This is a genomic window from Metapseudomonas boanensis, from assembly GCF_042232855.1.
Classification (GTDB): domain Bacteria; phylum Pseudomonadota; class Gammaproteobacteria; order Pseudomonadales; family Pseudomonadaceae; genus Metapseudomonas; species Metapseudomonas boanensis.
In genome coordinates, this window is sequence record NZ_CP113889.1 from 2,244,008 (window position 1) to 2,257,561 (window position 13,554).

A 13,554-nucleotide genomic window follows, 5' to 3' on the forward strand; every position below is an offset into this window, starting at 1 on the left:
GGGGTTTCCCTTCTTGTAGTCCGAAGCGCGGCATACTACATGAAGCTGCCGCGAAAATCAGTGGGCTTGCGTCGCTATACGACTAAAAGCTGGTTTACGGTCACGGCAGCGGGCAGAATGTTCTCAAAAAACTGGCTCATTGTTCCAGTTAAATCTGAAAAATGTACACGATTTATTTTTCGATTGAACTGCGACAGGCCGTCGCATGCCTCATGGGTGTGGATTTCGGGCGTTCGTTCAGGCATTTCCTATACTCCTTCGAGCCTTGCCCGGAGTCATGCCATGCCCGTCCGCCTCGCCACCTATAGTGACCTTGATGATCTCTCCGAACTGTTCGCCGGCTACCTTGAGTTCTATGAAGTGCCCAAGCCACTCCCGGCCGTGCGTGCGTTTCTCGATGATCGGCTGCAGCGACGCGACTCGACCCTGTTCATCGCCCGCGATGACGCAGGGGCAGCCCTGGGCTTCATCCAGCTTTACCCGTTTCATTCATCGCTGGCGATGGCGCCGGCCTGGTTGTTGAGCGATCTTTATGTAGTGCCCCCGGCGCGCCGTCACGGCGTTGGTGAAGCCTTGATGAATGCGGCACGCGCCCATGCCGAGGCGACTGGTGCCTGTGGCCTGCAACTGGAAACCGCGAAGACCAATCTAGCTGGCCAGGCGCTTTATGAGCGGCTCGGCTATGTGCGCGACGAGGTCTTCTTCACCTACTGGCTGAGTCTGGCCTAGGCTGGCTGTCAGTTCCCCAACGAGGAGTCGAGCGTGGATCATCTGGTACTTACGGTCATCGCACCAGATCAGCCCGGGCTGGTCGAACGCATCGCCCAGTGCATCGCAGCCCATGGCGGAAACTGGTTGGAAAGTCGCATGTCACGGATGGCTGGGCAGTTCGCCGGCATTCTTCGGGTGGCGGTGCCGGCCGAGGGCTACGACGAACTGGTCGAGGGTCTGCAAAGCCTGAATGCCCACGGCATCCGCGTGATGCTGGCGCAAAGCGGGATCGAGCCGGCCTGCACCTGGAAACCGATCCTGCTGGACCTGGTCGGCAATGACCGGCCTGGGATTGTCCGCGACATCACCCGGCTGCTTTCCGAACTGGGCGTCAACCTGGAAAGCCTGGTCACCGAGGTGGCCCCGGCGCCGATGAGCAGCGAACCGCTGTTCCACGCCGAGGCGGTCCTGGCCGTGCCGCTATCCTTGTCGCTGGACGTGTTGCAGGCCAAGTTGGAGACCCTGGCGGATGAGTTGATGGTGGAGCTGAACCTGCATAAGGAAAAGTGAGTGTGCTCCTGGCAGCGCGGCATGGATTCGCCGCAGCGATCCAGCGGCGACGTTGAAGCCAGCCGAGTGGGTGGATGTTAAAGCGACATCCACCCATCCATGAGGAGTTCAGGCGTTGCGCCGCAGGGTAAGCCAGGCATCGACGCTGTAGATCGCAAGTCCCGCCCAGATGAAGCAGAAGGCCAGGAGTTTGCTCGGGTCGAAATGCTCGTCGAACAGGAAGATCGCCTGCAGCATCACCAGGGTCGGCGCCAGGTACTGGAGAAAACCCAGCGTGGTGTAGGGCAGGTGGCGTGCGGCGGCGTTGAAGCACACCAGCGGAACCAGGGTGATGGGGCCCGCGGCAACCAGCCAGAGGGCTTCAGGCGTGCTCCAGAACGCAGCCTGGGACGAAGCCGCATTCGGGCTGAGCAGCAGCCAGCCGATGGCCAGCGGCAGCAGCAGCCAGGTTTCCACCACCAGGCCCGGCAGGGCGGCCACTGGCGCTTGCTTGCGGATCAGACCGTAGAATCCGAAGGTCAGCGCCAGGGTTAGCGAGACCCACGGCAGCGCACCCACCTGCCAGATCTGCTGCGCCACGCCGACGGCGGCCAGCAGCACTGCCAGCCACTGCAGCCTTCGCAGGCGCTCGCCGAGGATCAGCATCCCCAGCAGCACGTTGATCAGCGGGTTGATGTAGTAACCGAGACTCGCCTCGAGCATGCGACCGTTGTTCACCGCCCAGACATAGACCAGCCAGTTGCCGGCGATCAAGATGCCGCTGGCCGCCAGAACCCCGAAACGCTTGGGGTTGTCGCGCAGTTCGCGCAGCCAGCCGGGATGCTTCCACACCAGCAGGAGCAGCGCGCCGAACACGGCTGACCAGAGGGCGCGATGAACGATGATTTCCAGTGCTGGAACGCTCTGGATGACTTTGAAGTAGAGCGGAAACAGGCCCCAGATGATGTAGGCGGTCAGTCCCAGGATGTACCCGCGACGCGGGTCGGCGGTTGCCATGTGCGGTCCTTGATTAGGCAGCTAACGAGTGGGCCATCATTCTAGTGGGCGCTGTCGGGGCTTGTCTGTGTGCTCAGGTTTTTTCCGCAAGCCTGTGCAATCGGAAAGCGTAAAGGCTGCTTTACGCCAGCAACTTCTGCATGGCTACGACTCAGTAGGAACCAGCTTGCTGGCGAATTCCTTGCCGCCGGGTTCGCGGGTAAGCTCGCTCCTGCAAAGGCCGCTCCGCAGGCTTACCGACTGACCAGTGTTTCGGGTCAGAACAGCTTCAGCGGCTCTTCGTCCAGCGCCGACAGTTGTTCGCGCAGGGTCAGGATCTGGTCGCCCCAGTAGCGTTCGCTACCGAACCAGGAGAAGTGCATCGGGAAGGCTGGATCGTCCCAGCGGCGGGCGATCCAGGCGCTGTGATGCATCAGGCGGAGGGCGCGCAGGCCTTCGATCAGCGGCAACTCACGCGAGTCGAAATCGTGGAATTCCTGGTAGCCGTCGATCAGCTCGGCAAGTTGCCCGATGCGCTCGAAGCGGTCGCCGGCCAGCATCATCCACAGGTCCTGCACCGCCGGGCCCATGCGGCAGTCGTCGAGGTCGACCACGTGGAAGACGTCGTCGCGGCACAGCAGGTTTCCGGGGTGGCAATCGCCGTGCAGGCGGATCGGCTGGAAGCGCGTTTCACTGACCAGCTTGTCGATGCGCTTGAGCAGGTCGCGAGCGACCGACTCATAGGCCGGCAGCAGGCTGCGCGGGATGAAACCGCCGTCCAGCAGGGTGGCCAGGGATTGGTGACCGAAGTTTTCCACCGTCAGCGTCTCACGGTGCTCGAACGGTCGTGTCGCGCCCACGGCGTGCAAGCGTCCGAGGAGCTGGCCGAGGCGGTAGAGTTGGTCGAGATTGCCGGGCTCGGGAGCACGGCCGCCCCGACGGGGGAACAGGGCGAAGCGGAAACCCGCGTGTTCGAAGAGGCTTTCTCCGTCGCACACCAGCGGCGCCACGACCGGCACTTCGCACTCGGCCAGTTCGGCGCTGAAGCTGTGCTCTTCGCGGATCGCCGCATCGCTCCAGCGCTGCGGACGGTAGAACTTGGCAATCAGCGGCTCGCTGTCTTCGATGCCGACCTGGTAGACGCGGTTCTCGTAGCTGTTCAGTGCGAGGATTCGAGCGTCGCTGAGGTAGCCGAGGCTTTCGACGGCATCGAGCACCAGGTCGGGGGTGAGGTCATCGAAGGGATGGGACATGCGCGGCTCCGTCATCAGGGCACCCAGTCTATTCCTGTAGGAGCGAGCTTGCTCGCAAAGATCGCCAGCATCGGTGAGCAGGCTCGCTCCTAGAGCGGCGTGCCGAGCAGAACCTGGCCAGGGGCAAACTGCGCACGCACCGGATCGCCGCCTTGAAGTCCCAGCTTCGCAAGCAATTCGGGCTCCACCAGCGCGCATAGAGTCAGACCGCTCGCCATGCCGATGCGGACTTCAGAGGGGCCGTCGTCGGCAGGCAGGATCTGCTCGATCCAGCCTTCCAGTTGATTCAGCTGCGGATCGGCCGGGCTCGACAGCGCGTCCAGGCTCAACCAGCCGGCCTTGATCAAGGCGACGACACCGCGCCCTGCTGCCAGCTCGAGCTTTTCGGTGCTGTCGCGGGTGATCTGCGCTTGGATACGGGCGCCGCCGGCAAGTTCGATCTCCACCAGGTCATTGCGCCCCTGCGGCTGGATGGCGACCACCCGCCCGCTGAGCTGATTGCGCGCGCTGGTACGCAGCATCAGTCGGCCGAGCAGCTCGAGGTCCTGCTCGCTTTCGGCGCTTTCCAGCAGGCGCGCCTGCAGGCTTTCCAGGCGTTTGTAGAGCGCCAGCAAACGCTCGCCCTCGGCTGAGAGTCGCGCCCCGCCGCCGCCCTTGCCGCCGACGGTGCGTTCCACCAGAGACCGCCCGGCAAGGTTGTTCAACTCGTCGATAGCATCCCAGGCGGCCTTGTAGCTCAGTCCTGCTGCCTTGGCGGCACGGGTGATCGAGCCTTGCACGGCGATCTGCTCGAGCAGGGCCACGCGCTGCGGACGACGGGCGAGCTGTTGGGCAAGGGTGGTGGACAGGCTCATGGGACAGAATCGTCTGGGGCTTTGGCGCGCAGGCTGCTGGAGCCTGACCGACAAGTCAAGGGTTCGGTCCGCTCAGGAGTCACCGGGGCTGGGCGTACGTGCCAGGCAGTAGATGTCGACCCGCTCGGCGCCGTGGCGCTTGAGCAGCCGCGCCAGATAGTGCGCAGTCGTGCCGGTGGTCAGCACGTCGTCGACTATGGCCAGGTGCAGGCCGGCCGGTTGCGCATCGGTGGCCAGGTCGAAGGCCTGGCGCAGGTTGCGGCGGCGGGCCTTGGCGTCCAGTCCCTGCTGGGCGGGTGTTTCGCTGATGCGCTGAAGCCAGTTGGCCCGCACGGTGAGACCCAGGTCGTCGCCGAGCCAGCGTGCGAGCATCTGTGCCTGATTGAAACCGCGCTGGCGCAGCCGTCGCGGAGCCAATGGCACCGGCAGCAGGGCGGCGGGGCGCGGAAGGCCTTCGCTGTAGGCGTGAGCCAAGTGGTGGCCCAGCAGCTCGGCCAGCAGGCGGCCCATGGGCCACTGGCCCTGGTGCTTGAAACGGGTGATCAGGCTGTCCACCGGGAAGCCATAGCGCCATGGGGCTTCCACTCGTGTGAATGGCGGCAAGCGTTTCAGGCATTCGCCGCAGGGCAGATCGAGAGTGGGCAGCGGCAGGGCGCAGATCGAGCAGCGTCCTCCCAGCCAGGGCAGTTCGGCTTCGCAGCCGGCACAGATGGGCAGGTCAACACCCGTGCCACCACAGAGAAGGCAGACCGGGCTGGGCGTCAGCCAGGCCGGGCGTCGTTGCCAGAGTCGCGTGAGCCATGGATGCATGGTCCCCTCCTTGGGACGTGGGTCAGGCGATCAGCCAGCTCATCACCACCAGGCCGAGGAAGGTGAGAATCAACCCGCCGATGATCGAGCGACGTATCAGGGCGCGGATGCCGGCATAGAGCAGCAACAGGCCGATCACCAGCAGGATCAGGCTGAAGAACGAGACGTCCATGCCAATGGCGCGCGCCATGCCATGGACGAAGTCGTCGATGGCATCGCTGATGCCGCCGAGTGCGCCTGACAGCAGCTCGACGAAAAAACGGATGATCGAGCCCAGCAGATGGCCGAGCCAATCGAAGAATCCTTCGGTACGCATTGCGGTGTGGTGCTCCTTTAGCGTCAGGCTGATGGTTTGAACCTGCCAATCATGCCAGGTTCAGCGCCGCGAACTGCTCAGTTGCGGGGCCAGGAAAGAGTGCCGGAAATATTCGCGGAAGGCTTTCATCGGTTCACTGAACTCCAGGTCGCGACGCCAGGCCAGTCCGACGCTCATCGGTGGCACAGGGTCGTTCAACGACAGGGTCTCGATGCGCCGTCCTTCCAGTGACCAGGGCCGGTACACCAAGTCGGAAAGGATCGCCACGCCCGAACCATTCGCCACCATGCTGCGCACCGCCTCCACTGAACTGGTGCGCAGGATCACTCTGGGCTGCAGATGGCTGCTCTCCCAGTAACGCAGGGCGGTCTGATCGGCTTCGTCCACCGTCAGCATGATGAAGGGCTCGCGGGCGACGTCCTCCAGGCTCACTGAGGGCCGCTCGCTGAGCGGGTGGCGATTGGGCAGCCAGAGGCGCCGTTCCGAGCTGAACAGGGTTTCGGCGGCGATGTTCGGGTGCTGCAGGTTGGCGGTCAGCACCACGGCCATGTCGAACTGGCCGTCCAGCAGACCACGCTCGATGGTTTCGCGCTCCTGCTCGAAGAGGTTCAGCTGGATGCCCGGGTACCACTGCGCGAGCCGCTGCAGGTGATAGGGCAGGAAGTAGCCCATCACCGTGTAACTGGCGGCCACGCTCAGGCTGCCCTCGATGCTGGTATCCGGCAGCGGGCTTTTCAGCGCGTCCTCGACACTGCGCAGGATGGAGTAAGCGTGGTTGAGGAAGTGCCGGCCGCTGTCGGTCAGGGTCATGCCTTGCGGCGAGCGGATGAACAGGCTGACGCCGAGCAGGCTCTCCAGTTCCTGGATGGCGCTGGTGACCGCCGACTGGGAAATGCTCAGGTGGATGGCGGCCTGGGATATCTGCCCGACCTCGGCGGTGGCGACGAAATAGCGGACCTGGCGCAGCGTGAATGCCATGGTAGAGACCTGTCAGGGGGTATCGATTTTTCAGAACTCAGTCTATCGAATAATAAATCTTCCCAATACCTAGGGTGCCTTTTAACGTCGGCTCCATCGACATCCGACAACAAGAGGCAAGCAAGCGATGACCGAGGTCGACCTCAATTCCGACATGGGCGAAGGATTTGGCCCATGGACCATTGGCGATGGCGTCGACGAAGCGATCATGCCGCTGATCAGCACCGCCAACATCGCCACCGGCTTCCACGCCGGCGATCCCAACACCATGCAGCGCACCGTCGTACTGGCCCAGCGCCACGGCGTGGCCATCGGCGCCCATCCGGGCTTCCGCGACCTGGTGGGCTTTGGCCGCCGGCATATCAATGCGCCTGCCCAGGAGCTGGTCAACGACATGCTTTACCAGCTCGGCGCCCTGCGTGAGTTCGCCCGTCTGCAAGGCCTGCGTCTGCAGCACATCAAGCCCCACGGTGCGCTCTACATGCACCTGGCGCGTGATGAGGGCGCTGCCCGCCTGTTCATCGAAACCCTTCGTCGCCTCGACCCCGAACTGCTGCTGTTTTGCATGGACGGGTCGGCTACCTGCCGCATCGCCCAGGAGCTGGGCCAGCCGGTGGTGCGCGAGTTCTACGCCGACCGCGACTACGACGCCTCCGGCTCCATCGTGTTCATCCGCAGGATCACTGCGCTGGACCCGGAACAGGTCGCCGACAAGGTGCTGCGTGCCTGCCAGGAAGGCGTGGTGCAGACCGTCGATGGCCAGGACATCCCGATCGCCTTCGACTCGGTGTGCATCCACAGCGACACGCCCGGAGCCCTGGCCCTGGTCCAGCGCACCCGCGCGCGCCTGGATGCCGCGGGCATCGCCGTCAGGGCGCCGCGCTGAGCCCTCCCTTACTTCGCCTGCCTAGACAATGACTACAAGAGGAATAGAAATGGCCGAATATCACGTGCTTTCCCCTTTGCCCGGCACCTTCTACCGCAAGCCGAGCCCGGATGCCGACAACTACGCCAACGCCGGTGACCGTGTGCAAGCCGGTGCCGTGATCGGGCTGGTGGAGGTGATGAAACAGTTCTCCGAATTAACCTCCGACCAGGGCGGTCGGGTGCTGGCGTTCCACGCCGAGGACGGTGACCCGGTGGAGCCGGGGCAATTGCTGGCCGTGATCGAAACCGACGTGTGAGGGCCGGGCGATGAGCAACTCCATCCACAAGCTGCTGGTGGCCAACCGCGGCGAGATCGCCGTACGCATCATCCGCGCAGCCCAAGCCTTGGGCATTCCCACCGTGGCCGCGTGCAGCGAGGCCGACGCCGAGTCGCTGCCGGCCCGTCTGGCCGACGAGGTGCGGATCATCGGCCCGGCCCGCGCCGACAAGAGTTATCTGAACGCCGAGGCTCTGCTGCAAGCCGCGCGGGACAGCGGCGCCAATGCCATCCACCCCGGTTATGGATTCCTTTCGGAGAACGCCGCCTTTGCCCAGGCGGTGGTCGAGGCGGGCCTGATTTTCGTCGGCCCGGGTGCCGACACCATCCGCCGCATGGGCGATAAGGCCGAAGCGCGGCGCACCGCCCAGGCCGCCGGCGTACCGGTGGTGCCAGGCTCGCCGGGTGAGCTGGATGACCTCGCCTCGGCCCTGGCCTGCGCCGAGACAGTGGGCTATCCATTGCTGATCAAGGCCTCTGCCGGTGGTGGCGGGCGCGGCATCCGCATCGCCCACGACGCCGCCGAACTGTCCCGCGAATTTCCCCTGGCCCAGCGCGAAGCCCTGGCGGCATTCGGGTCCGGCGCCGTGTATCTGGAACGCTTCATTCGTCAGGCGCGTCATATCGAGGTGCAGATTCTCGGTGATGGTCAGCACGCGGTGCACCTGTTCGAACGCGAGTGCTCGCTGCAGCGTCGCCGGCAGAAGGTGTTCGAAGAAGCGCCATCGCCCGTGCTCAGCGCCGAGCAGCGCCATGCCTTGTGCGACAGCGCCGTGCGCCTGGCTCGCGACATCGGTTATTGCGGCGCTGGCACCCTGGAATACCTGTTCGACTCCCACAGCGGCGAGTTCTTCTTCATCGAGATGAACACGCGCATCCAGGTCGAGCATCCGATCAGCGAGATGATCACCGGCATCGACCTGGTGCAATGGATGCTGCGCATCGCCGGCGGCGAGCCGCTGTCGCTGCGTCAGGACGACATCCGCATCCAGGGCGCGGCGCTGGAAATGCGCATCAACGCCGAGGACCCCGCGCGCAACTTCTTCCCCAGCCCGGGCCTGGTGGAGGAGCTGATCTGGCCGCAAGGCGAGGGTATCCGCGTGGAGAGCCACTTGTTCGAGGGCTATAGGGTCCCGGCCTATTACGACTCGCTGCTGGCTAAGCTGGTGGTGCACGGCGGCGACCGCGCCGAGGCCTTCGCCCGGGCCGAAGCGGCGCTGGACACCACCCGTCTCACCGGCATGGCCACCACCATCGCGCTGCACCGTCTGCTGCTCGCCGACCCGGCGGTGCGTGACGGTCAGTTCGACACCGGAACCCTGGAACCCTGGCTCGCCGAACGAGCTGCTCTGCTGGCGCCCGCCGCCCCGGAGGCTTGAGATGAACGCAGAACCCGTGCGCTACAGCTTCGGCGGCGATGAGCATCTGTTCGCCGAAGTGTCCGAGTCCATGTCGCTGGAAGCCTTCTTCCGCGGCATGGCAATCACCCGCGCCGTCGAGCAGCAGGCGCTGCCAGGCGTGCTCGATATCTGTCTGGCCAACGCATCCTTCCAGATCCGCTTCAACCCCGACGAAATCGCCCCGCAGGCGCTGCTGGAAAAGGTCCGCGAACTGGAGGCCGAGGCCACTGCCGAGCGCAGCATCCAGACGCGCATCATCGAGATCCCGGTGCTCTATAACGATCCCTGGACCCATGAAACGCTGATGCGCTTCCGCGACCGCCACCAGGACCCGTCCGCCACCGACCTGGAGTACGCGGCCAAGGTCAACGGCTATGCCGACGCGCAGGCTTTCATCGACGCCCACAGCGGCACGCCCTGGTTCGTTTCCATGGTCGGCTTCGTCGCTGGGCTGCCCTTCATGTACCAGATGGTCGAGCGCGAGCAGCAGTTGCAGGTGCCCAAGTACCTGCGTCCGCGCACCGACACGCCTAAGCTGACCCTCGGCCACGGCGGCTGCTTCGGCTGCATCTACTCGGTGCGTGGGGCTGGCGGCTACCAGATGTTCGGCGTCACCCCTGCGCCCATCTACGACCCGCAGCAGCGCCTGGGCTACCTGAAGGAGTCCATGGTGTTCTTCCGCTCCGGCGACATCGTCAAGTTCAAGCCCATCGACCGCGAGGCCTACGACCAGGCCGTGGCCGAAGTCGAGGCTGGAACCTTCCAGTTGCGCATCCGTCCGGTCACTTTCGACCTGGATGCCTTCATCCAGGACCCGCAAGGCTGCAATCAGCACCTGCAGGAGGTGCTCCATGTCGATTAAGGTGCTGAAACCCGGTCTCGCCACCTCGGTGCAGGACGCCGGCCGCGAGGGCCATTACCACCTGGGGATTCCGCCGTCCGGTGCGCTCGACCAGTACGCGCTGCGAGCCGCCAACCTGTTGGTCGGCAACCCGGCGACTGCCGCCGTGCTCGAATGCACGCTGCTTGGCCCGCAGCTGGAATTCCAGCGCGATGCCCTGGTGGCGGTGTGCGGCGCACGCATGACGCCTCGCCTGGATGGCGCCGAGATGCCCCAGGACGCCACGTTCCGTGTGCGCGCTGGCCAGGTGCTGGGCTTTGATTACATCAAGGCCGGGGCCCGGGGTTATGTCGCCATCGACGGCGGCATCGATGTACCGGAGGTGCTCGGCAGCCGTTCCACCTACGGCCTCGGCTCCATCGGCGGCTTCAACGGCCGTCGTCTGGCTGCCGGTGATGAACTGCCGCTGGGCCAACCGTCCGGGCAGGATCGCGAAGGCCTGGCCCTGCCGCGCTCGTTGCATATCGAGTTGGGTGGAGAAGTGGCCCTGCGCGTGGTCCCGGGTCTTTACCATCACCGCCTCACCGCCCGCGCGGCGGAGCAGTTCTTCGCCGATACCTGGACCGTAGGCTCGGAAGCCGATCGCACCGGCTACCGCTTCAAGGGCGGCACTCCGCTGGAGTTCGAACCGCGCGAACAGCCCTTCGGCGCCGGTTCCGATCCCTCGAATATCGTCGACGCCTGCTACCCCATCGGCTCGATCCAGGTGCCAGGCGGGCTGGAGCCCATCATCCTGCACCGGGATGCGGTGTCCGGCGGAGGCTACGCGATGATCGGAACGGTGATCAGCCCTGACCTCAACCTGATGGCGCAGATGCAGCCGAACCAGCGCGCCCGTTTCGTCGCCATCACCTTGGAAGAGGCGTTGGCGGTCCGACGTCACTACAACCAGCAACTCGAACGGCTGAACCGCTTCTTCCTTGCCTGATTAACCACGCGCGGCAACGGCGGTACCCGGTGGCTCCCTCTTCGCAGGGAGCCGTCGCGGTCCCCTGTTGCCGCAAAACCTGGGCCTCATCTTGCGGAGAAACCAAGATGGCAAGTCTGTCGACACAAGAACAAGACATCGACCTTTCCACCCAACCTGTTCCCCTCAACGCTCGGATGGGCAAGCTCTCGCTGACCATGGCCTGGTGGGCCGTGTGCAGCGCCATGTTCTACATCGTGGTCGGAGCGTCGTTGGCGCTGGCTTACGGCGCGCGTAACGCCATCATTGGCATGCTGCTTTCTGTGGTCTGCTACGGTGTGATCAACGCGGTGATCAGTCGCTTCGCCGTACGCAGCGGCCTATCGGTGGCGCTGTTCTCGCGTGTGCTGTTCGGCCGGCTTGGCGCCTCCCTGGCAACGCTGATCTTCTTCTCCACGGCGATCTACTACGCGGTCTTCGAAGGCTCGGTGATCGCGGTGGCGTTCAATCATCTCTATCCGTCTATTTCCTACCCGTTGGCAGCGCTGCTGGTGGTGTTGTACAGCGTGCCGCTGATCTTCGGCAGCGTGCAGAACTGGCTGGACAAATTCAACGGCGTACTACTGCCGTTCTACCTGTTCGGTCTGCTGGCCGCCGTGGCGTTGTCCATAGGCGAATACGGCTACCAGCCGCAGTGGCTGGATTTCGGCCCTGCCGAGCCGTCGGCGACTGGCTGGTGGGATTGCTTCACCGCCTACATGGGCGTGTGGGTGCTGATGATGTTTACCTTCGACTACGCACGTTTCGGCAAGCCGGAAGACGCCACGTACCACGGCCGCTGGAACTTCGGCATGCCCTTCTATCTGGTGACCTTCCTGCTCAACGGCATGGCCGGCATCTACCTCGCCGCGAGCATTCCGCGCCAGGGTGAGCTGAGCGAAGTGACGGTGGTGCTGGCGATTCTCCAGCTGATGGGTATCTGGGGTCTGCTGTTCGTCTGGGTCACCCAGACGCGCATCAATACTGCCAACTACTACCTGGCCACGGTAAACATGCAGGCCTTCTTCGGCGACCTGCTGCGCCTGCGTTATTCGCGCCTGGTCTGGGCCTTGGTGGTAGGAGCGGCGGTCTACGGCCTGATGCTGGCGGATGTGTTCGCCTGGCTGCTCAAGGCGCTGGCCTGGCAGGGCGTGTTCGTGGTGGCCTGGGTTGGCGTGGCGCTGGCGCACATCCTTGGCAAGGGGACGGCCCAGGTGACTGATTCCCCCAACCTGAATGCTGTCGGATTGGCCGCCTGGTTCTGTGGTGTGCTGCTGGGCTTCGCGCTGATGCAGGCTGGCGGCGTGCTGCAGTCGCTTTCGGCCCCGCTGACTTTCCTGGTCTCGGCGGGCGTCTACGGCGTTGCCGCGCGCTTTGGCAAAGCCGGGCGAGCTGCCTTGGCGTAGCGAATGCTGGGTGATCAAAAAATGACCAGATGTAAACCTGTGTCCAGTTTGTGGTTGACAGCGTCATAGCTCAACTTATGATGCCCTAAGCCTGAATTACCGGTGTCACAGCCGGGCATCCCTGACAAGAAGCAACGCCAAAGCGTCGAAGGAAACCTCCATGAGTGCAACTGCAACCCTCGTTACCCGCCACGATTGGTCCCTTGCCGAAGTGAAGGCGCTGTTCGAGCAGCCGTTCAACGATCTGCTGTTCCAGGCCCAGACTGTCCACCGCGCACATTTCGACCCGAACCGGGTACAGGTTTCCACGCTGTTGTCGATCAAGACCGGCGCCTGCCCGGAAGACTGCAAGTACTGCCCGCAGTCCGGCCACTACAACACCGGCCTGGACAAGGAAAAGCTGATGGAGGTGCAGAAGGTCCTCCAGGCCGCAGCCGAAGCCAAGTCCATCGGCTCTACCCGTTTCTGCATGGGCGCCGCCTGGAAGCACCCGTCCGCCAAGGACATGCCCTATGTGCTGGAAATGGTCAAAGGTGTGAAGAAGCTCGGCTTGGAAACCTGCATGACCCTCGGCAAGCTGACCCAGGAGCAGACCCAGGCGTTGGCCGAGGCCGGCCTCGACTACTACAACCACAACCTGGATACCTCGCCGGAGTTCTACGGCAACATCATCACCACCCGCACCTACAGCGAGCGCCTGCAGACCCTGGCCTACGTGCGTGAGGCAGGGATGAAGATCTGTTCCGGCGGCATCCTCGGCATGGGCGAGTCCGTCGACGACCGCGCCGGCCTGTTGATCCAGCTGGCCAACCTGCCGGAGCATCCGGAATCGGTTCCGATCAACATGCTGGTCAAGGTCCAGGGCACCCCGCTGGCAGAAGAGAAGGATGTCGACCCGTTCGACTTCATCCGCACCCTGGCCGTGGCGCGCATCATGATGCCGAAGTCCCACGTCCGACTGTCCGCCGGTCGCGAGCAGATGAACGAGCAGATGCAGGCCCTGGCCTTCATGGCCGGCGCCAACTCGATCTTCTACGGCGAGAAGTTGCTGACCACCGCCAACCCGCAGGCGGAAAAAGACATGCAGCTGTTCGCCCGTCTCGGCATCAAGCCGGAAGAGCGCGAAGAGCACGCCGACGAGGTGCATCAGGCCGCCATCGAGCAGGCCCTGGTCGAACAGCGCGATTCCAAACTGTTCTACGACGCTGCGTCCGCCTGACACTGCATCAC

General features: G+C 64.2%; 16 protein-coding genes. 9 read left to right on the plus strand and 7 right to left on the minus strand.

Annotated elements, in window-relative coordinates; genetic code table 11:
* Window positions 1-74: 74 nt before the first annotated feature.
* Window positions 75-245 carry a hypothetical protein gene (locus OXH74_RS10240; protein ID WP_375741113.1) on the minus strand — a complete coding sequence of 57 codons (171 nt, stop codon included), beginning with the start codon at window positions 243-245 and terminating at the stop codon, window positions 75-77.
* A 37-nt stretch (window positions 246-282) separates the two neighbouring features.
* Between OXH74_RS10240 and OXH74_RS10245 the strand changes: the two genes are divergently transcribed.
* Both OXH74_RS10245 and OXH74_RS10250 read left to right on the plus strand, forming a co-directional pair.
* Complete coding sequence (locus tag OXH74_RS10245; RefSeq protein WP_375741114.1) at window positions 283-729, plus strand: GNAT family N-acetyltransferase; 447 nt, start codon at window positions 283-285, stop codon at window positions 727-729.
* Window positions 730-762: 33 nt separating this feature from the next.
* On the plus strand, window positions 763-1,281 hold the full coding sequence (locus tag OXH74_RS10250; protein ID WP_215380891.1) for a glycine cleavage system protein R: 519 nt from the start codon (window positions 763-765) through the stop codon (window positions 1,279-1,281).
* A 108-nt stretch (window positions 1,282-1,389) separates the two neighbouring features.
* Here OXH74_RS10250 and rarD read toward each other — a convergent pair whose 3' ends face one another.
* The 6 genes from rarD to OXH74_RS10280 form a co-directional block, all read right to left on the minus strand.
* Window positions 1,390-2,277: an EamA family transporter RarD gene (gene rarD, locus OXH74_RS10255; protein ID WP_215380888.1), complete on the minus strand. Its 888-nt coding sequence runs from the start codon at window positions 2,275-2,277 to the stop codon at window positions 1,390-1,392.
* A gap of 257 nt (window positions 2,278-2,534) precedes the next feature.
* Window positions 2,535-3,509 carry a serine/threonine protein kinase gene (locus OXH74_RS10260; protein WP_375741115.1) on the minus strand — a complete coding sequence of 325 codons (975 nt, stop codon included), beginning with the start codon at window positions 3,507-3,509 and terminating at the stop codon, window positions 2,535-2,537.
* An 89-nt stretch (window positions 3,510-3,598) separates the two neighbouring features.
* Window positions 3,599-4,363, minus strand: a complete 765-nt coding sequence (locus OXH74_RS10265) for a TOBE domain-containing protein (RefSeq protein ID WP_375741116.1) — start codon at window positions 4,361-4,363, stop codon at window positions 3,599-3,601.
* Between the two features lie 72 nt (window positions 4,364-4,435).
* Window positions 4,436-5,173: a phosphoribosyltransferase family protein gene (locus OXH74_RS10270; protein WP_375741117.1), complete on the minus strand. Its 738-nt coding sequence runs from the start codon at window positions 5,171-5,173 to the stop codon at window positions 4,436-4,438.
* Window positions 5,174-5,195: 22 nt separating this feature from the next.
* The gene (locus OXH74_RS10275) at window positions 5,196-5,489 is read right to left on the minus strand and encodes a hypothetical protein (RefSeq protein WP_215380878.1); all 294 of its coding nucleotides are present in this window, start codon (window positions 5,487-5,489) and stop codon (window positions 5,196-5,198) included.
* A 60-nt stretch (window positions 5,490-5,549) separates the two neighbouring features.
* A complete protein-coding gene (locus OXH74_RS10280) occupies window positions 5,550-6,467 on the minus strand; it encodes a LysR family transcriptional regulator (RefSeq protein WP_375741118.1) in 918 nt (305 codons plus the stop codon).
* A 127-nt stretch (window positions 6,468-6,594) separates the two neighbouring features.
* Between OXH74_RS10280 and OXH74_RS10285 the strand changes: the two genes are divergently transcribed.
* The 7 genes from OXH74_RS10285 to bioB all read left to right on the plus strand — a co-directional run bounded on the left by OXH74_RS10285 (window position 6,595) and on the right by bioB (window position 13,543).
* A complete protein-coding gene (locus OXH74_RS10285; protein ID WP_375741119.1) occupies window positions 6,595-7,353 on the plus strand; it encodes a 5-oxoprolinase subunit PxpA in 759 nt (252 codons plus the stop codon).
* 49 nt (window positions 7,354-7,402) lie between these two features.
* Window positions 7,403-7,651 (plus strand): acetyl-CoA carboxylase, encoded by a 249-nt coding sequence (locus OXH74_RS10290; protein ID WP_215380870.1) that lies wholly within the window; start codon window positions 7,403-7,405, stop codon window positions 7,649-7,651.
* 10 nt (window positions 7,652-7,661) lie between these two features.
* Window positions 7,662-9,050 carry an acetyl-CoA carboxylase biotin carboxylase subunit gene (locus OXH74_RS10295; protein WP_375741120.1) on the plus strand — a complete coding sequence of 463 codons (1,389 nt, stop codon included), beginning with the start codon at window positions 7,662-7,664 and terminating at the stop codon, window positions 9,048-9,050.
* Between the two features lies 1 nt (window position 9,051).
* The gene (locus OXH74_RS10300) at window positions 9,052-9,933 is read left to right on the plus strand and encodes an allophanate hydrolase subunit 1 (protein WP_375741121.1); all 882 of its coding nucleotides are present in this window, start codon (window positions 9,052-9,054) and stop codon (window positions 9,931-9,933) included.
* On the plus strand, window positions 9,923-10,900 hold the full coding sequence (locus tag OXH74_RS10305; RefSeq protein WP_375741122.1) for a biotin-dependent carboxyltransferase family protein: 978 nt from the start codon (window positions 9,923-9,925) through the stop codon (window positions 10,898-10,900). Before OXH74_RS10300 ends, OXH74_RS10305 begins: the two co-directional genes overlap by 11 nt.
* 107 nt (window positions 10,901-11,007) lie before the next feature.
* The gene (locus OXH74_RS10310; RefSeq protein WP_375741123.1) at window positions 11,008-12,324 is read left to right on the plus strand and encodes a purine-cytosine permease family protein; all 1,317 of its coding nucleotides are present in this window, start codon (window positions 11,008-11,010) and stop codon (window positions 12,322-12,324) included.
* Window positions 12,325-12,484: 160 nt separating this feature from the next.
* Window positions 12,485-13,543: a biotin synthase BioB gene (bioB, locus tag OXH74_RS10315; protein ID WP_375741124.1), complete on the plus strand. Its 1,059-nt coding sequence runs from the start codon at window positions 12,485-12,487 to the stop codon at window positions 13,541-13,543.
* The last annotated feature ends 11 nt before the right edge of the window (window positions 13,544-13,554 follow it).

Coding starts and splice junctions, on each gene's coding strand:
- OXH74_RS10240 (WP_375741113.1), bottom strand. CDS start 245: ATGCCTGAACGAACGCCCGAAATCCACACCCATGAGGCATGCGACGGC.
- OXH74_RS10245 (WP_375741114.1), top strand. CDS start 283: ATGCCCGTCCGCCTCGCCACCTATAGTGACCTTGATGATCTCTCCGAA.
- rarD (WP_215380888.1), bottom strand. CDS start 2,277: ATGGCAACCGCCGACCCGCGTCGCGGGTACATCCTGGGACTGACCGCC.
- OXH74_RS10260 (WP_375741115.1), bottom strand. CDS start 3,509: ATGTCCCATCCCTTCGATGACCTCACCCCCGACCTGGTGCTCGATGCC.
- OXH74_RS10265 (WP_375741116.1), bottom strand. CDS start 4,363: ATGAGCCTGTCCACCACCCTTGCCCAACAGCTCGCCCGTCGTCCGCAG.
- OXH74_RS10270 (WP_375741117.1), bottom strand. CDS start 5,173: ATGCATCCATGGCTCACGCGACTCTGGCAACGACGCCCGGCCTGGCTG.
- OXH74_RS10275 (WP_215380878.1), bottom strand. CDS start 5,489: ATGCGTACCGAAGGATTCTTCGATTGGCTCGGCCATCTGCTGGGCTCG.
- OXH74_RS10280 (WP_375741118.1), bottom strand. CDS start 6,467: ATGGCATTCACGCTGCGCCAGGTCCGCTATTTCGTCGCCACCGCCGAG.
- OXH74_RS10285 (WP_375741119.1), top strand. CDS start 6,595: ATGACCGAGGTCGACCTCAATTCCGACATGGGCGAAGGATTTGGCCCA.
- OXH74_RS10290 (WP_215380870.1), top strand. CDS start 7,403: ATGGCCGAATATCACGTGCTTTCCCCTTTGCCCGGCACCTTCTACCGC.
- OXH74_RS10295 (WP_375741120.1), top strand. CDS start 7,662: ATGAGCAACTCCATCCACAAGCTGCTGGTGGCCAACCGCGGCGAGATC.
- OXH74_RS10300 (WP_375741121.1), top strand. CDS start 9,052: ATGAACGCAGAACCCGTGCGCTACAGCTTCGGCGGCGATGAGCATCTG.
- OXH74_RS10305 (WP_375741122.1), top strand. CDS start 9,923: ATGTCGATTAAGGTGCTGAAACCCGGTCTCGCCACCTCGGTGCAGGAC.
- OXH74_RS10310 (WP_375741123.1), top strand. CDS start 11,008: ATGGCAAGTCTGTCGACACAAGAACAAGACATCGACCTTTCCACCCAA.
- bioB (WP_375741124.1), top strand. CDS start 12,485: ATGAGTGCAACTGCAACCCTCGTTACCCGCCACGATTGGTCCCTTGCC.